Consider the following 16,131-nt stretch of genomic DNA (forward strand, 5'->3'; position numbering starts at 1 on the left):
CTGTCCGTAAGGCGTGAATCTGATCGGCAGAATTGTTCGCAGGGAACAAAAACGTGAGCCATGCAATCCAGAGGGCCGGCGAACTGACCCTGGACGAGACGACGGTCACAGCACTCCGGGCCGCGCTGACGAGCACCGCCGACGAGGTCGTCCAGGCGATCATCGACGAGGTGCCGCCCTACGCCAACGCCCTTTCGGGCCCCATGGGCGGCACCATCCGCCGGGCCGTCCGCACCGCCCTGGGGCACTACCTGGACCTCGCGAGCGGCAACGCCACGGGTGGCGACGGCGGTGACGCGGCCTACGATCTGGGCCGCGGCGAGGTGCGCGACGGCCGTTCGATGGACGCCCTGCTCAGCGCCTACCGCGTCGGCGCCCGCGTGGCCTGGCGAGGCCTGGCGGCGGGTGCCGTACCCGCGGGTCTGCCCGCCGCCGAGGTCGCCAAGTTCGCCGAGCTGACCTTCGCCTACATCGACGAGCTCTCCGCCGCGAGCGCCGCGGGCCACGCCGACGAACTGGCCGCCCGGGGCCGGGCCCAGGAGCGCCACCTGGAACACCTGGCCCGTGACCTCCTCGCCGGCGCGAGCCCGGACGTGCTGCTTGCCTCCGCGCAACGGGCCGGGTGGCCGCCCCCGCTGTCCCTGACCGCGGTCCTGCTGCCCGCCGCCCAGGCCCGGCCCGCCTACCGCACGCTCGACCCGAGCACCCTCGTCCTTGACGATCTGCCCGACACCACCGGTGTGCTGCTCGTCCCCGACGCCGACCGACCGCACCTCCTGCGGCAGTTGACCGACCGCGCCGCCGTGGTCGGCCCGGCCCGGCCCTGGACCCGAGCGTCCGCCTCGCACGCACGAGCCGTACGCGCGCGCTCCCTCTCCTCCGACATCCGCGACACCGAGCAGCACCTGCCCGAACTGGTGCTGAGCGCCGACGCGGACGCGTTCGCGGACCTGCGGGCCCGAGCCCTCGCACCGCTGCGGAATCTGCCCGCCGCGACCGCACGGCGGCTGGAGGAGACGTTGCGGGAATGGCTGCTGCACCAGGGCAGACGGGACGAGGTGGCGGCGGCGCTGTTCGTCCATCCCCAGACGGTCCGGTACCGCATGTCGCAGTTGCGGGAGCTGTTCCCGGATCTCGCGTCGCCACAGCGGGTCCTCGAACTGACGCTGGCGGTCGGTCTTCGGGGCGACTGAGAAGCGGGACCGGGCGGGCCCGCCGCACCGCGCGAGGGATGATGGGGACGGAATGACGGAACGTGAGGTCAGGAGCTTCCATGGCGAAGAGGGTTCACCGACCCCGTGAGGACGCGGAGTTCGATTTCGTCCTCGGGATGAGCGGAGTACCCGTCCTCGCGTACTTCACCGGGACATGGCCCAAGGCGATCGAACCCTGCCGGGTGATGGACCTCGTCGTGGAGGGCATCGCCGACGACTACACGGGCCGCCTGACCGCCGTCCGCGCCGACATCACACGCTGTCCGGCCGCGACCGAGCGATACGGGATCACCGGAGCACCGTCCTACGTCCTGCTGAAGGAGGGAGAGGCGGTGGCGCACGGCACGGGACCCATGACCGTCGCCGAGGTACGGAAGTTCCTGGACGGCCACCTCTGAGTGCCCGGGGCCGGCGGAACCCGGCCTGTAGTCTTGATCCACTCCGCGACGCATGTCGTCGAGGCTCGGTCGATCACCGATGGGGCCATGACCGGGAAGCGACATTGAACAAGACCGGAACGACGCACGAGACGCGGCGCCACGGACCCGACACGGGTATCGGCTCGGCGCGAGCCCTGGCCCGCCTCGCCCTGCTGTGCATCGCGGGAGCGGTGGCGGCAGTGGTGGCCGGCACCAACCACTGGTTCGTCCTGCTGCTGGGTCTTGCGGGCCTCGGACTGGCCGGCGCGGGCCTGTGGTGGGCGTTGGCGCACCGCGGATTCGCCCGGCTCCTCGGTGCCCTGCTGGCGGTCGCCGCACCCGTCGGCGTTCTCGTGCTGTACGCCGTGTCGGGCCTGTGGGTGGTCGCGGTGGTCGCCCTCGCGGCGTGGACGGCCGCGCTCGGCTGCGCGCGCAGCGCCCTGCGCCGTCTGCGCAAGCCGCACGGCATGCACACCCGCACGGTCCGCCCACCCCGCAGGGCCGTGCTGATCATGAACCCGAAGTCGGGCGGCGGGAAGGTCGGGCGGTTCGGACTCGTCGAGCGGGCCGAGGCACTGGGCGCGCGCGTGATCCTGCTCGACCTCGACACGGATCCGGATCCGGTGGCACTGGCCCGGCAGGCCGTCGCCGAGGGAGCGGACCTGCTCGGTGTGGCCGGCGGCGACGGCACCCAGGCCCTGGTGGCGGGAGTGGCCGCCGAACACGGTCTGCCGTTCATGGTCGTGACCGCCGGTACCCGCAACCACTTCGCCATGGACCTCGGCCTGGACCGGGACGATCCGGTGCGCAGCCTGGAGGCGCTCTCGGACGGTGTGGAACTCCGCGTCGACCTCGGAGACATCTCCGGCCGGCCGTTCGTCAACACCGCCTCGTTCGGTACGTACGCGCACATCGTGCAGAACCCCGACTACCGGGACGCCAAAGCCGTCACGGCGCTCGACCAGCTGCCGGACCTGCTGGCAGGTGAGGCGGGCGCCGCACTCAGCGCGCGCACCGACGAAGAGCGGTTGGATGCCCCACAGGCGGTGCTGGTCAGCAACAACCCCTACGCACGGGCCGACCCCTGGCCGGTGGCCGCAGGGAACGGCTCGACACGGGCACGTTCGGCGTGATCGCGGTCCGGGTGGGAGGCGCGGTACAGGCCGCCGAACTGGCGCTGCTGGGGGAGCGGGCCAGCGGCATCACGACCCTGACGTCCCGCAGCGTCGTCGTGGAGTCCGACGAGGAGACCATCCCGGTGGCCGTGGACGGCGAGGCACTCGTCCTGCCTCCGCCCGTCGTGTGCACGATACGGCCCGGCGCCCTACGGGTGCGCGTGCCACGGGAACGTCCTGGGGCGCCGTACGTCGCGCCGACCGTCGACTGGTACCGCGTCCTGCGCCTCGCCTTCGACCGGTCGCCCCACGAGCAGGAGAGCCAGGACCGAGCAGTTCCCCCACGCGACAAGAACCAGGAGCAGAGCGATGATTGAGCGTCGCCGTCGGCAACAGCGAGCACCGCAGGGCCTGTTGCGCGATCTCGCCGGCCTCGACCAGGCGCTCTACGAAGCCGTGACGGTCACCAGCACACCGGCACTGGACTCGGCGCTGCGCCGACTGTCCGCGGCGGCCGACCACTCCAAGATCTCTCTCCTGATCGCCGCCACCCTGGCTCTGCGCCCAGGCCGCTCCCGCCGCGCCGCGCTGCTCGGCGTAGCGGCGATCGGTGTCGCCTCCACCACGGCCAACCTGCTCGGCAAGCGTCTTGTACGGCGGCCACGCCCGCACCGTGCCGAGGACTCGCCGTTCCCCGGTCGGCACGTCCCCATGCCGGCCTCCGCGTCGTTCCCCTCCGGCCACACCGCCTCCGCCGTTGCCTTCGCGGCGGCGGTAGGGCCCGCGTTCCCGGCCGTCACGGTCCCTCTCGGCCTGCTGGCCTGTGCCGTGGGCTACTCGCGCGTCCACACCGGGGTGCACTACCCGGGCGACGTCGTCGCCGGCGCCGTACTCGGAACGGGCGCGGCTGCCGCCGTCCTCGCGGCGGCCGCACACTGGGACGCCTCGGGCGACGGCAGCGTCGGACGGCTGACCTGAGCTCACGGCGTAGCCCCGACTCGATCGCCCTGACTACCGGCTCAGGATTCCATGCCGCCCGGGAATGCACGGCGGGGCAATGTGGTTGGAAGAACCGTGGGAGTGGAGGGGACAGTGTCCCCGGGCCTCACCTATTGCCTGCGGGGACGATCGTCCGGCTGAAGCCCCGCAGAGCGCATCGCCGCGTAGGCGACCGCCCTCCATTCCCGCAACGCGCAGACGCGGCCCCGAGTGCTTCGATCGCCTCGGGGCCGCGGTGTGTCCTCTCCTCTTCCGCGTCTTTCGTTTCCGCTTCCGCGACGAACTGACTTCCAGTTGTTGCCGCGGGGGTTGACGGTCGTATTGGTCTAGGCCTTAATGGCTTCAGCCTGTTCACATGAACGGAAATTGTTCATGAACATGAACTGGTCGTGGTTTCCTCTACCCCCCCACCAGCGCACTGGATGCGCCGTGTCTTGGAGGACTCATGCGTCGAAACAGCAGCTACACACTGGCCGTTGCCGTGACCGCCGGCGCGGCGGTGGCAGCCGTCCTCGCCCCCTCGGCATCCGCCGCCCCGACCGCGGCGAACCCCGGGCCGGGCTTCCCCGCCCGGTACTCGGCACCGTACGCCGAGACCTGGAACTCCCCGTCCGCCCTCGCCAACGCACGCAATGCCACCGGCCAGAAGTACTTCACCCTCGCCTTCGTCATCGCCGGAAGCGGCTGCAACGCGACCTTCAACGGCGACACGTCCATCACCGACGCCTCCTGGACCGCCGCCATCAACTCCACGAGGGCGGCCGGCGGCGACGTCATCGCCTCCTTCGGCGGCGCCTCCGGCACCGAACTGGGCGTTGCCTGCACCTCGGTGTCGTCCCTCAAGGCCCAGTACAAGCGGGTCATCGACAGCCTCAACCTCACCCGCGTCGACCTCGACATCGAGGGCTCGACCCTCAACAACACGGCTGCCAACGACCGGCGCAACAAGGCCCTGGCACAGTTGCAGAGCGAGTACGCGACAGCGGGGCGCCGACTTGACGTCCAGTACACCCTCCCGGTCGATCCGACCGGCCTGGAGCAGAACTCGATCAACCTGCTGAACAACGCCAAGAGCAACGCCCTGACGGTCAATCTGGTCAACATCATGACCATGGACTACGGCCCGGCCATGGACATGGGCAAGGCGGCCACCGACGCGGCGACCGCCCTCCATGACCAGCTGGGCCGGATCTGGACGACCAAGAGTTCCGCACAACTGTGGGCCATGGAGGGCAACACCCCCATGATCGGCGTGAACGACACCACGGCCGAGGTGTTCAGCACCGCGAACGCCACCACGCTCGCCAACTTCGCCGCGAGCAAGGGCATCCAGGAACTGTCCTTCTGGTCGCTGGGCCGGGACAAGGCCTGCGCCACCAACGGTCAGCTGTCCGACACCTGCAGCGGCACGTCACAGAGCGCGTACCAGTTCACCCGCACCCTCCGCTGACCGGGGGCTCAGCCCGCGTAGGTCGCGAACAGTTTGGAGAACTGGTACGGGGTCTGCGGGATGTTCGTGCACTGGCTCAGGGCACCCGTGCAGGCGTTCCCGTCGCGGGTGACGTCCCAGAAGCCCAGCTCGCCCAGGTGGTTCTGCTTGGCGAAGGCGAGCACCTGCTGTGCGTCGGTGGCGGTGAACACCTCGCTGGCGGTGTCGTTCTGACCGAGCATCGGGGTGAGGCCCACCATCGCCCAGGTCTGGGCGGTGGTGAGGCTGGGCCACACCGAGGCGATCTGGGCGCGGGTCGAGGTCGCGGCCTGGATGGCGTAGGTGCCCATCTTCCCGGACGGGTTGGGCGCGGCGCTGTCGCCGTAGTCCATGGCCATCAGGTTGACCGTGTCGACGTTCAGGTTGTGCGACTTGGCCGAGTTGAGGATGTAGACGCCGTCCGCGGTCAGGCCGCTGGGCAGGACCGGGAGCGTGAGGGTGACCTTGAGGTCGCGGCCCTTGGCGCGCTGTGCGGCCTGGACGGCGGCTACGGCCGTCGAGCGCCGGTCGATCGAGGCGTGGTCGACCGCCGCGGCGCCCTCGATGTCGAAGTCGACGCGGTCCAGGGCGTAGGCGTCCACGACCTTCTGGTACTGCGCCTGGAGCGCGGTCGTGCTGGTGCAGGCGAGGGCCAGCTCGGTGCCCGACGCACCACCGAAGGACGGCCGTACGTCACCGCCCATCGCGCGCAGCGAGTCGAAGTCGGCCCGGTCCCAAGCCGCGCCCGGGTCAAAGGAGTTGAACCAGCTCGCCGAGCAACCGGTCGACCCGGCGGTGATGAAGCCGAGCGAGAACTGCCGCAGCCCGGTGTTCGTCGCGATCTGCGTGAGGTTCGGCGTCGGGTAGGCGCCGAGGTCGACAAAGGGGGCCGCCACGCCGGGAGTTGTGCCGCTGCCCGCGGTCGCGGTGAGTGTCGCGGAGTGCGCCGACTGGTTGTTGGAGTCGTCGAGGGCGGTCACCGAGAAGCTGTGGCTGCTGCCGGCGAGCAGGCCGATCACCGTGAAGGTGGTGCCGGTGCCGGAGGTGGTGGCAATGACGTCGCTGCCCTCGTAGACCCGGTACCCGACCACGCCGACGTTGTCGGTCGAGGCGTTCCAGCCCAGGGTGACACTCCCGGGGCCGGTGGCCCGGACGGCGAGGCCGGTGGGGACCGAGGGCGCGGCGGTGTCGGCGGGGACGCCCGCGCAGGGGCCGTTGTTGATCAGGCAGGCGCTCGGCGGGACGACCGAGCCGGTGTAGCTGAAGTCCATGCCGACGACGGGCGCGGAGTCACCGGGGGCGAGCGGGGCCTCCCAGGTGGGGGAGGTGATCGTGTACTGCGTCCCGCTGTGGGTGACCGTGCCGTTCCACGAACTGGTGACGGCCTCGGTGGCGGGCAGCGTGAAGGTGATGGTCCATGAACTGACCGTGTGGGTGGACTTGTTGGTGACCGTGTAGCCGCCCTCGAATCCGGCACCCCAGGTGGAGGTGATGCCGAAGGAGGCGATCAGACCGGTGTTGTCGGCCGCGTGGGCGGCCGGGGTGGCGGTCGTGGCCAGGCCGCCGACCATCAGGGCGGCGGTCAATGCGGCGCGCAGCGACGCACGTCTCATGCGGTTGCTCCTCCGTGGGGCGAGGCCGCGCACGGCGTCGCGCCGGTACGCGGATTGCGGTGCCCTGCACGCCCGTCGCACGGTGGAGAGGTGCGGGTGGGGAGGAGCCGTGCGACGTGATCAGGGCGGGGTGAGGCAGGGGAAATCCGTCGAACGGCGAGTCGTGAAGTTAATCGGAAACTTTCCTTACATCTGCCTGCGGTACGAAGCGTGGCCGTCCGCGTCGGCCTGCGTCAAGAGATCTGGGAAAGATTCGTCTAGACCAATTTCGGCCTCGGGGGCGGGAGTTGACGCGGGTTGTCACCGCAGTCCGCTGTAGGCGGCCATGATGATCTCCATGCCGCGGCTGTCCTCCTGCTGCTCCCGGTCGAGCATCTGGTTCATCACGTAGGCCACCGTCATCCGTGCTTCAGGGTCGCTCGCGACCAGCGAGCCGCCCCATCCGCCCCAACCGAACATGGTGCCGAACTTGCCGAAGCCCACGGTCCAGGCCATCGAGGTCCGCAGCACCCGGTCCTCACCGCGGAACACCTCCTGCCATGCGGGCTCGCAACCCTGGGGCGACAGCAGCCGTACGCCACCGGCGGTACCCCGGTTCGCCAGTACCGACTGGACGAGGGCGACGGACCGAGCGTTGCCGAAGCCGTTAACCGCGGGGATCTGCGCACGGCGCCAGGCAACGGAGTTGGCATCCCTGACGCGGACCGTGACACCGTCGTACTCCCGACGTGTGCCGTCCGGCCCGGTCGGCGCGCCGGCGGTGTACTCGTCGGTCAGCGACGGCGGCGGGATGAGCGGTGCGACGCGGCGGTCGTGGTCGGCGGAGAGCCCGATGTGGAAGTCGGCGCCCAGCGGCTTGGCCACTTCCGCCGCGAAGAAGTCGCCGAGGGAGCTGCCGGTGATCCGTCGGACGACCTCACCGATCAGGTATCCGAAGGTGAGCCCGTGGTACCCGGCGGCGGTTCCCGGTTCCCACTCGGGGGCCTGTGCGGCCAGCCCTGCGGTCACGCGCTGCCAGTCGTAGAGGTCCTCGACCGCGGTCGGACCGGACAGGTCCGGCAGCCCCGCGGTGTGGGACAGCACGTGGCGTACCAGCAGACGCTCCTTGCCCGCCGCGGCGAACTCGGGCCAGTAGGCGGCGACCGGCGCGGACAGGTCGAGCCGACCCTGGTCGGCCAGGATCAGCGCGCACAAGGCGGTCATGTTCTTGGTCGTCGAGTTCACGCCCGTGAGCGTGTCGCGCTCCCAGGCGGCGGTGCGATCCGCGTCGGCGTACCCGCCCCACAGGTCGACCACCGGTTCACCGTCGAGGTAGACGGCGACGGAGGCGCCCACATCGTCCTTGCCGAGCGAGGCCGCGAGGGCCGCCTCGACCGCGCCGAACCGTGGCTCGCACATCCCCTTAACATCAGTCATGTGCGCCAGCCTCAGGCAACGCCGAGGTCACCCGCCCGACAATTCCCGTACGGCTTCTGTCGGGCAGGGCGTGCGGAGATCACCTAGACCTGAAGACGGCCCGGCTGTAGCGGCAGGAAGAGGTACGGACACACGTGCTGGAGCGGCTGAATCAGGCGCTGGACCACCTGGAGGCCGGCCTCGACCGGGAGGTCGACGTGGCCGAGGCGGCCCGGATCGCCGCGGTGTCGGAGTACCACTTCCGGCGGTTGTTCTCCGCCCTCGCCGGTATGCCTCTCCCGGTCTACGTGCGGCGCCGGAGGATGACGCTCGCCGCGGCCGAGGTGCTGGCCGGGGACCGCACGCTCCTCGATGTCGCGGTGCGGTACGGCTACGGCTCGGGCGAGGCGTTCGCCCGGGCGTTCCGGTCGGTGCACGGCATCGGACCGGGCGAGGCCCGGCGCACGGGCGCGCTGCTCACGGCACAGCCACGCATGTCGTTCCGCGTCGTCGTCGAAGGGAGTACGACGATGCGCTACCGGATCGTGGAGAAGGAGGCGTTCCGGATCGTCGGCAGGAAGTCGCGGGTGCCGCTGGTCCACGAGGGGGCCAACGCGGCCGCCACGGCGCATCTGGAGAGCCTCGACCAGCGGGCGATCGTACGGATGAAGGAGCTGGCCGACCGCGAACCCGAGGGGATCCTGTCGGCAGCGGTGTATCTGACCGACAGTCGGGAGGAGGGGGCCGAGGCGGACTACTGGATCGGCGTGGCCACCGGCGCGGGGACGGTCGTCGGAGAACTCGACGCCCTCGACGTACCCGCCGGGACCTGGGCGGTCTTCGACAACGACGGGCCCTATCCGAGCGCGCTCCAGGCACTGTGGCGGGACGTGTTCACCCAGTGGTTCCCCTCGAACCCGTACACGAGCCGACCAGGTCCCGAACTCCTGCGGACGCGGCCGGTGGAGATCGGCGAAGAGACCCACTCCCAATTGTGGATCCCGGTCGAGCGGTCCTGACCTGACCTCACGGCTGGGCGAGCGGCGCGGCGCTCGTAGACTCTTCATGCCCCCAGGGGCGCATCGGGCAACGGCGGCCGAGGCGACAGGCTAAAGAAACAGGGCGAACCGGACGCTTCACGGTCGTCCTGCCCTCTTCCCCCCTCCCGCATCCGCACGCACACCGCAGCCCCTGAAAGGTACTCGCGCCCCATGCCACTGGCCCTGCTGGCCCTTGCCCTCGTCGCGTTCGGAATCGGTACGACCGAATTCGCCACGATGGGACTGCTGCCCCAGATCGCCGACGGCGTCGGCGTGTCCGTGCCGCACGCCGGCAACCTCGTCTCCGCCTACGCGCTCGGTGTCGTCGTCGGGGCGCCCGTCCTGACCGGCATCGGCGCGCGCATGTCCCACAAACGGCTCCTGCTCCTGCTGTCCACGATGTTCGTGATCGGCAACGTCGCCTCCGCTCTCGCCCCGAACTTCGGCCTGCTGTTCGCCGCACGGTTCCTGGCGGGCCTGCCCCACGGCGCGCTGTTCGGCGTCGGCGCCGTCGTGGCCTCCCGGCTGGTCGCCCCCGAACGAGCCGGGCGGGCCGTCTCGAAGATGTTCCTCGGACTCACCATCGCCAACATCGTCGGAGTCCCGGCGGGCACCGCCCTCGGCCAGCACCTTGGCTGGCGGTACGCCTACTGCGGCGTCGCCGTCATCGGCCTGCTCGCGCTGGCCGCGCTGGCCGCCTTCGTCCCCCATCAGCCCCGCGGCAGCCAGTCCGGCATCCGGCACGAACTGCGGGCGATGGGCAACCGGCAGGTCGCCCTCGGCCTGGCCACCGCCGTCGTGGGATTCGGCGGCTTCTTCGCCGTCTACAGCTACTTGGTGCCGATCCTGACCCACGTGACCGGCCTCGCCGACTCCTCCACCACCTGGGTCCTCGCGCTCTACGGCATCGGCATGACGCTCGGCACACTGATCGCGGGTCCGCTCAGCGACCGGGCCCTGCGCCCGACGTTGTACGGGGGCCTCTTCCTGCTGGGCTCGGCGCTCGTGGCGTTCTACTTCACCGTGCACAGCACCGTCCCCGCGCTGGTGACCCTCGTGTTCATGGGCGCGATGGGCGCGCTGGTCACCACGCCCGTCCAGATGCTGCTCATGGCCAAGGCGAAGAACGCCCCGACGATGGCCGCGGCCTCCAACCACTCCGCCTTCAACCTGGCCAACGCGGGCGGAGCATGGCTCGGCGGCCTCGCCATCTCCGCGGGCTGGGGCTGGGCGTCACCGGCCCTGGTCGGCGCGACGCTCGCCGCGGCGGGCCTCGGCCTCGCCCTCCTCGCGGGCCTCACGGACCGTGACACCGGCAGCTCTGCGCTGATCACTTCTTCATCGACCCAGACCCCGACCCCGACCCCGTCGGAGGCGGTACGGGACGCGGACCCTCAGGACGTCCAGACGCGGTCCGCGTAGTCGAGGAAGTTGCGGCCGAGGATCTTCTCGATGCGAGTGGAGCCGTAGCCGCGCTTCTCCAACAGGCGGATCAGGTCGCGGAACTGGTCGACGCCGCGCAGATCCACGACGAAGGGGTAGGTGTCGGCCCGTTCGCCCGCCGCGCCGACACCGGCCGCCTGCCGGGCGGCGACGTGTTCGGCGAGAGCCTCGCGATAGGCGTCGAGGTCGTCCACGGCGGTGACGCTGCCGTCGGTGCCGATGCCGACATGGTCCTCGCCGCAGACGTCGACCGCGTGCACGATGTGGTCCACGACGTCGGCGGCGGTGGCGTGACCGGTCGGGTTGAGGAAGGGCATGAAGTAGATGCCGACGAACCCGCCCCGGTCGGCGACCAGGCGGAGTTCCTCGTCCGTCTTGTTGCGCGGGAGGTCGGCCAGCGCACGGCAGCCGGTGTGGTTGATCGACACGGGCTGCCGGGAGTGCCGGGCCGCGTCCAGGCAGGTGTTCTCCCCGCTGTGCGAGAGATCGACCATCAAGTGGTGGTCGTTGAGGGCCTCTACGACCCGGCGGCCGAACGGGGTCAGGCCCCGGTTGGCGGTGGCCATGGAGCCGTCGCCGAGGTGGTTGGCCTGGTTGTAGGTGAGCTGGACGACCCGTACACCGGCCTTCGCGAACTCGGCGACACGGCTCTCCACGAGGGCGGGGTCCTCACCGACGGCGACGCCGTTCTGGAAGCCGTAGATGACACCGATCCGCCGCTCGCGGTGAGCGCGCCGGATGTCGTCGGCCGTACGCACCTTGAGCAGGTCGGCCGGGTGTGCGTCGAGGATCCCGTCCCAGACCACGATCTCGTCCAAGGTGTGCTCGTACGGCGGCAGTTCGCCCATGGTGTAGCCGAGGGTGATGTTGACGGCGGTGAGGCCGGAGGCGCGGGCTTCGGCGATCGCCCGGGCGTCGACGGCGAGTTGACCGCTGTCGGGGTTGAGCTGGGTGGCGGCGGCCTTGGCGGCGGGGGTGTTGGGGTTGTCGAGCTGCCCCAGCGCGTTGACGATCATCGGGTGGGCGGCGGCGGTCACTTGGCGTCCTTCTCGAAGTCGGCGCGGTCGAAGCGGCGGCCGCGTTTCACGGTGAGGGTGATGGTGCGCAGGTTGGCGATGTCCCGGAGCGGGTCCTCGTCAAGGACGACGAAGTTCGCGAGCTTTCCGGCTTCGACGCTGCCCATGTCCGCCTCCGTGCCGGCGGCCCTCGCGCCGACCAGGGTTGCCGAGCGCAGGACGTCGGTGGCTGGGATGCCGCAACGGTCGACGAGGAAGGCGAGTTCGCCGTAGAGGGCGGGGAACGGGTCGTCGGGGTCGGTCTCGAAGTCCGTGCCGGTGCAGACGTCGACTCCGGCACGGTGGGCCTGGGCGGTGATCGCGGCGGCCAACTCGGTGTTGCGGCGGGCCCGTTCGGCGGACTCGGCGGTGTCGCCCCGGAGTTCGTCGCTGGTCCACATGGACGCGGTGGCGTCGAGGACGGTGCCGCGACGGCGCATCTCGGCGAAGAGCGCGGCCAGTTGAGGGTCGTCGCCCGTGGCGAAACGGTCGTAGTCGACCGGGGGTTTCGTCTTGTAGTTGCTCAGCGGCTCGGTGGGGTTCTCGAAGGCGAGCAGGGTGACGTGGGAGACGCTGTTCACGCCCGCGGTGACGACCTCGCCGGGCGCGGCCGGGAAGACGGTGGCGTGTGCCCATACGGCGATGCCCTGGCGGTGTGCCTCGGCGGTGATCGCGGCGACGGTCGGGGCGTCCAGGTCGGCGTAGACCTTGATAGCGGCGGCGTGGGTGCCACGGGCCAGGGCGACGGCGATGGTGAGGTCGGTGTCGGGGGTGACGGCCTGCATCCAGGGGACGGCGCCGGGCGTCGCGCCCCGGGAGACCTCGTGGGTGCGCGGGTCGTCGAAGAAGGAGGGGCCTGCCATGAGCGCCGCGTAGTGGATGTCGGGGCCGGGGATCTCGCCGACCAGGGTGGCGCGGGCGAGGTCGCCGATCTGCCGCAGGTCGTCGGCCATGTCACGGACGGCGGTGACCCCGCTGTGCACCAGGCGCCGGAGCACCGCATCGGCGACGGGCCGGTCGGGCGGGGTGGCCAGGTGCTGGTGGGTGTCGATCAGGCCGGGGACGACGTATCTGCCGTCGAGTTCGACGCGGGGCGCGTCGGCGGCGAGCGGGGGCAACGGGTCGCCGTCGCCGACGACGGAGTGGATCCGGGCGCCGTCCGTGACGATCGTGGTGTCCGGGCGGGGCCGGTCGCCGGTGCCGTCGAAGAGGGTGGCGCCGCGGTAGACCGTGACGGTTCCGGCGGGCGGTGCGGCCCAGGGGGTCGGGGCACCCGGGGGCAGTTCGGTCATGGTCACCTTCAGGACGGGAGGTCGTAGGTCGCTGTGTTGTTACGCTCTATGTAACAACTGTTTCGTTTGATGAAAACGCGGATACTGTACTCCGTGGTCGCACCGTGGACGAGAGGGATGAACCGCTGCCATGCCCGTCGCACCCCGTACCCCGGCACCCAGGTCGGCCGTGGACAAGGCGCTCGACCTGGTCGAGGCCGTCTCGCGCGCACCGCACCCGGTGCGGCTGACCGAGTTGGCTGCCGAGGTGGGCCTGCACCGCGCCACCGCCTACCGGATCCTGCTCGACCTGGTCCGGCGGGGCTGGGTGCTGCGGGCCGGTGACCGCTATCTGCCCGGCGCCGCCGTGCTCCGGATGTCCGCCTCCGCCGCGGGCAACTCGCTGACCGCGCTGGCCCGTCCGGTGCTGGAACGGCTGTCCGCCGCGACCTCGATGATGGTCAACCTCCAGGTCCTGGAGGAGGGGGGCGCCCGGGTGATCGACGTCGTCAGGCCCGAACGGCTCGCCATGATCAGCCACTTGCGGGGCGAACTGCTGCCGGTGGGGCGGTTCGCCGGACCGCTGGCCCTGGTCGCCGCGCTCGAACCGGTCGCCAGGACAAGGTGGTTGGACGGGCTCGGCGAGGAAGCGGTGCACGTGGCACGGGAGTTGGCCGAGGTGGAACGGGCCGGTGTCGCGGTGGAGCGCGGTCGTAACGACAAGCTGGTGGCGTCCGTCAGTCGGGCGGTGGTGCCCGACCCCGGTGCTCCGGTGTGCGCACTGACGGTCGTGGGACCGGACGCCGAGTTCGACGGGCCGGAACTGGCCTTGGTGGAGCGGGAGTTGCGTGCGGCGGTGGACGAGTTGGGTGCGGCCCTGACCGTTGGCGCGGCGGAGGGCGGACGGTGAGCGGGCTGCTGGTGCTGGACCGTCGGCAGACGGCCGCCGCGTTGCGGCCCGACGTCGTCCTCGACGCGGTGGGCCGGGCCCTGGTCTCCATCGCCCGCGATGAAGTCTCCGTCCCGCCGCGGATCGCCGCCCTGACCCCAACAGGGCTGCTGGGCGCGATGCCCGGTTACGTCCCCGGGCTCGGGCTGGCCGCGAAACTGGTGACCGTGACCGCCGATCCACGGCATCCCGGGCGCGGTTTTCACCGGGGGCTGGTGGCCCTGTTCGACGAACACGACGGGCGGGCGCTGGCGCTCGTGGACGGTGAGTCGCTGACCGAGGTCCGCACGGCGGCGGTCGCCACCCGGAGCGCGCTGGCCCTGGCCGTCCGTCCCGGTCTCGGCCGGGTGGCGGTGGTGGGGACGGGCGCCCAGGCCCGCGCCCAACTCGCGCTGCTCGCCACGGTGTTGCCCGAGGCCGAGGTGACGGTGGCCGGTCGCGATCTGGTACGGGCCGGTGCGGCGGCCGCGCTGTATCCAGGCGCGCGGGTCGCCGCCGGTGTCGAGGAGGCGGTCCGCGAGGCCGAGGTGGTGTTCTGCTGCACCGGCGCCACCACGCCCGTCGTCCGACGCGAGTGGCTCGCTCCCGGCGTCCATGTCTCGTCGGTCGGCGGCTCCCAGGGACCCGAACTGGACTCCGGCACCGTCCGGGACGCGGCCCTGTTCGCTGAGTGGACCGGCGCGGCCACCGCGCCACCACCGGCGGGCGCCCATGAACTCCAGGATCTCGGGCCCGGCCAGCCGGTGACCCTCCTCGGGTCCGTCCTCGACGGCGGCCATCCGGGCCGGGGCGGTGCCACCGACGCCCTCACCGTCTTCAAGTCCACCGGCCACGCCGCCCTCGACGTCGCGGCGGTCCGGGTGGCCTATGACGTGGCGCTCGAACGGGGCTGGGGAGTACGCGTGGATCTGTGAGGACGGGGACTCTGCTCAAGTATTAGCAGGGCTCTCGTCCTCCCACGGCCGGGCCGTCGCCGGGTCTCTCGCCGCGGGTGTGTTGCCACTTCAAGTCACCCTGGTACAGGGGAAGTTAATCCGGATGCGGATCTTCATCCATTGCCAGTCATGTGCCGTTGGGGCGGACGTCAACCAGCCCGGCCATGATCGGACGTCTGCGGGTCCGAGCCGCGCGCGTCCTGTTTCAGGGCGAGTGATACGGGCCCCGGGTGCGTACGGACGGGACCTCCGGTGCGCGCCGACGTGACTGCCGTCGCTACATGTCCGCGCTACCGACGCGGGCCCCCGCCGGTACGGGCGGCCCGGCGTTCGCGCCGGTCCCCGCCGTGGTCACCTCCGGTGAGTGGAGTACGAGAAAGATGGAGGCCGCATGACCCAGGAGCCCGAGTCCGGCCCGGACGGTTACGCGGAACAGCTGGAGCGACGTCTCGCACAGGCCAGAGCCGAACTGGCCGCGACGGAGCGGCAGGTGGCACGCGCGGAAGCCGAGATGGGCGACTTATCCTCGCCCACGGTTTCCAAGGACGGCTCCGTCGAGGTCACCGTCGGACCCCGGGGCGAACTGAGCGACCTGCGGTTCCTGGGGGCCAAGTTCCGTGAGATGTCGAGCGCGGAACTGGGCGCGGCGATCATCGAGGCGGTCGAAGCGGGTCGCGACCAGGCACGGCGCGAGGCCGCCCGCCACTTCCGGCCGCTCGACGCCCCCGGCCAGCAGGTGCCCGAACTCGCCGGACTCGACATCGACTGGGCCCGTTTCGTGGGCCCGTCCGCCCCGGCCCGGAACAGCTCCGCCAGGTCCGCCGCACGCACCCGGCTGCACGACGAGATCGCCGACGACGAAGAGGACGGAGGCACCCGATGACCGGCCCGTCCTACACATCGAACCCCGAGGCCATCCTGGGCGGCACCCGGGTCATCAAGGACCTCGGCAGCTACGCCAACGACGTCGGCGCGTCGGCTCATTCCGCTTTGGCCGACGTCAGTTGGACCGGCGACGACAGTTACGGGAAGCAGCTCAGGAAGGACTTCGTCCAGACCCGCGACTCCGTCCTGGCCACCATCGACGCCATCGCCGCCGGCATCTCGGCCGTGGGCGACGGCACTCTCGACAACCTCCGCTCGATCCGCACCACCCAGGGCGGGATCATCGACGCCATCCACGAACAACAAGGGCGGACCGGGAGCCGACCCTGA

General features: G+C 71.0%; 14 protein-coding genes and 1 pseudogene. 11 read left to right on the forward strand and 4 right to left on the reverse strand.

The annotated features are described in order from the left end of the window. Positions 1–53 precede the first annotated feature (53 nt). From ACWIHT_RS41285 to ACWIHT_RS41305, 5 genes and pseudogenes are all read left to right on the forward strand, one after another. On the forward strand, positions 54–1,193 hold the full coding sequence (locus ACWIHT_RS41285) for a PucR family transcriptional regulator (RefSeq protein WP_456173721.1): 1,140 nt from the start codon (positions 54–56) through the stop codon (positions 1,191–1,193). A gap of 80 nt (positions 1,194–1,273) precedes the next feature. Next, entirely contained in the window at positions 1,274–1,612 is a 339-nt protein-coding gene (locus tag ACWIHT_RS41290; protein WP_456173722.1) for a thioredoxin family protein, read from the forward strand. Between the two features lie 158 nt (positions 1,613–1,770). After that, a pseudogene (locus tag ACWIHT_RS41295) lies at positions 1,771–3,125 on the forward strand (diacylglycerol/lipid kinase family protein). Then, positions 3,118–3,726 (forward strand): phosphatase PAP2 family protein, encoded by a 609-nt coding sequence (locus tag ACWIHT_RS41300; RefSeq protein WP_456173723.1) that lies wholly within the window; start codon positions 3,118–3,120, stop codon positions 3,724–3,726. The pseudogene ACWIHT_RS41295 and the gene ACWIHT_RS41300 overlap by 8 nt, the downstream one beginning before the upstream one ends. A 466-nt stretch (positions 3,727–4,192) precedes the next feature. Next, positions 4,193–5,197, forward strand: a complete 1,005-nt coding sequence (locus tag ACWIHT_RS41305; protein ID WP_456173724.1) for a chitinase — start codon at positions 4,193–4,195, stop codon at positions 5,195–5,197. An 8-nt stretch (positions 5,198–5,205) separates the two neighbouring features. Here ACWIHT_RS41305 and ACWIHT_RS41310 read toward each other — a convergent pair whose 3' ends face one another. After that, positions 5,206–6,828, reverse strand: coding sequence for a cellulose binding domain-containing protein (locus ACWIHT_RS41310; protein ID WP_456173726.1), 1,623 nt, complete (start codon positions 6,826–6,828; stop codon positions 5,206–5,208). A gap of 300 nt (positions 6,829–7,128) precedes the next feature. Then, the gene (locus ACWIHT_RS41315; protein ID WP_456173727.1) at positions 7,129–8,244 is read right to left on the reverse strand and encodes a serine hydrolase domain-containing protein; all 1,116 of its coding nucleotides are present in this window, start codon (positions 8,242–8,244) and stop codon (positions 7,129–7,131) included. Between the two features lie 134 nt (positions 8,245–8,378). Between ACWIHT_RS41315 and ACWIHT_RS41320 the strand changes: the two genes are divergently transcribed. Continuing rightward, positions 8,379–9,242, forward strand: a complete 864-nt coding sequence (locus ACWIHT_RS41320) for an AraC family transcriptional regulator (protein WP_456173728.1) — start codon at positions 8,379–8,381, stop codon at positions 9,240–9,242. Positions 9,243–9,434: 192 nt separating this feature from the next. After that, positions 9,435–10,685 carry an MFS transporter gene (locus tag ACWIHT_RS41325; protein ID WP_456173729.1) on the forward strand — a complete coding sequence of 417 codons (1,251 nt, stop codon included), beginning with the start codon at positions 9,435–9,437 and terminating at the stop codon, positions 10,683–10,685. On the opposite strand, the gene ACWIHT_RS41330 is transcribed toward ACWIHT_RS41325, so the two are convergent. Together ACWIHT_RS41330 and ACWIHT_RS41335 are read right to left on the reverse strand one after the other, a co-directional pair. Continuing rightward, positions 10,658–11,743, reverse strand: a complete 1,086-nt coding sequence (locus ACWIHT_RS41330) for a dipeptidase (protein WP_456173730.1) — start codon at positions 11,741–11,743, stop codon at positions 10,658–10,660. The genes ACWIHT_RS41325 and ACWIHT_RS41330 overlap by 28 nt on opposite strands. Beyond that, positions 11,740–13,053, reverse strand: a complete 1,314-nt coding sequence (locus tag ACWIHT_RS41335; RefSeq protein WP_456173731.1) for an amidohydrolase family protein — start codon at positions 13,051–13,053, stop codon at positions 11,740–11,742. Before ACWIHT_RS41335 ends, ACWIHT_RS41330 begins: the two co-directional genes overlap by 4 nt. A gap of 130 nt (positions 13,054–13,183) precedes the next feature. Here ACWIHT_RS41335 and ACWIHT_RS41340 point away from each other — a divergent pair, with 130 nt between their 5' ends. From ACWIHT_RS41340 to ACWIHT_RS41355, 4 genes are all read left to right on the forward strand, one after another. Continuing rightward, positions 13,184–13,942, forward strand: coding sequence for an IclR family transcriptional regulator (locus tag ACWIHT_RS41340; RefSeq protein ID WP_456173732.1), 759 nt, complete (start codon positions 13,184–13,186; stop codon positions 13,940–13,942). Next, positions 13,939–14,895 carry an ornithine cyclodeaminase family protein gene (locus tag ACWIHT_RS41345; RefSeq protein ID WP_456173733.1) on the forward strand — a complete coding sequence of 319 codons (957 nt, stop codon included), beginning with the start codon at positions 13,939–13,941 and terminating at the stop codon, positions 14,893–14,895. The genes ACWIHT_RS41340 and ACWIHT_RS41345 overlap by 4 nt, the downstream gene beginning before the upstream one ends. 412 nt (positions 14,896–15,307) lie before the next feature. Continuing rightward, positions 15,308–15,799, forward strand: coding sequence for a YbaB/EbfC family nucleoid-associated protein (locus ACWIHT_RS41350; protein ID WP_456173734.1), 492 nt, complete (start codon positions 15,308–15,310; stop codon positions 15,797–15,799). Beyond that, positions 15,796–16,131 carry a hypothetical protein gene (locus tag ACWIHT_RS41355; protein ID WP_456173735.1) on the forward strand — a complete coding sequence of 112 codons (336 nt, stop codon included), beginning with the start codon at positions 15,796–15,798 and terminating at the stop codon, positions 16,129–16,131. Before ACWIHT_RS41350 ends, ACWIHT_RS41355 begins: the two co-directional genes overlap by 4 nt.

The organism is Streptomyces sp. NPDC002276 (assembly GCF_053891435.1).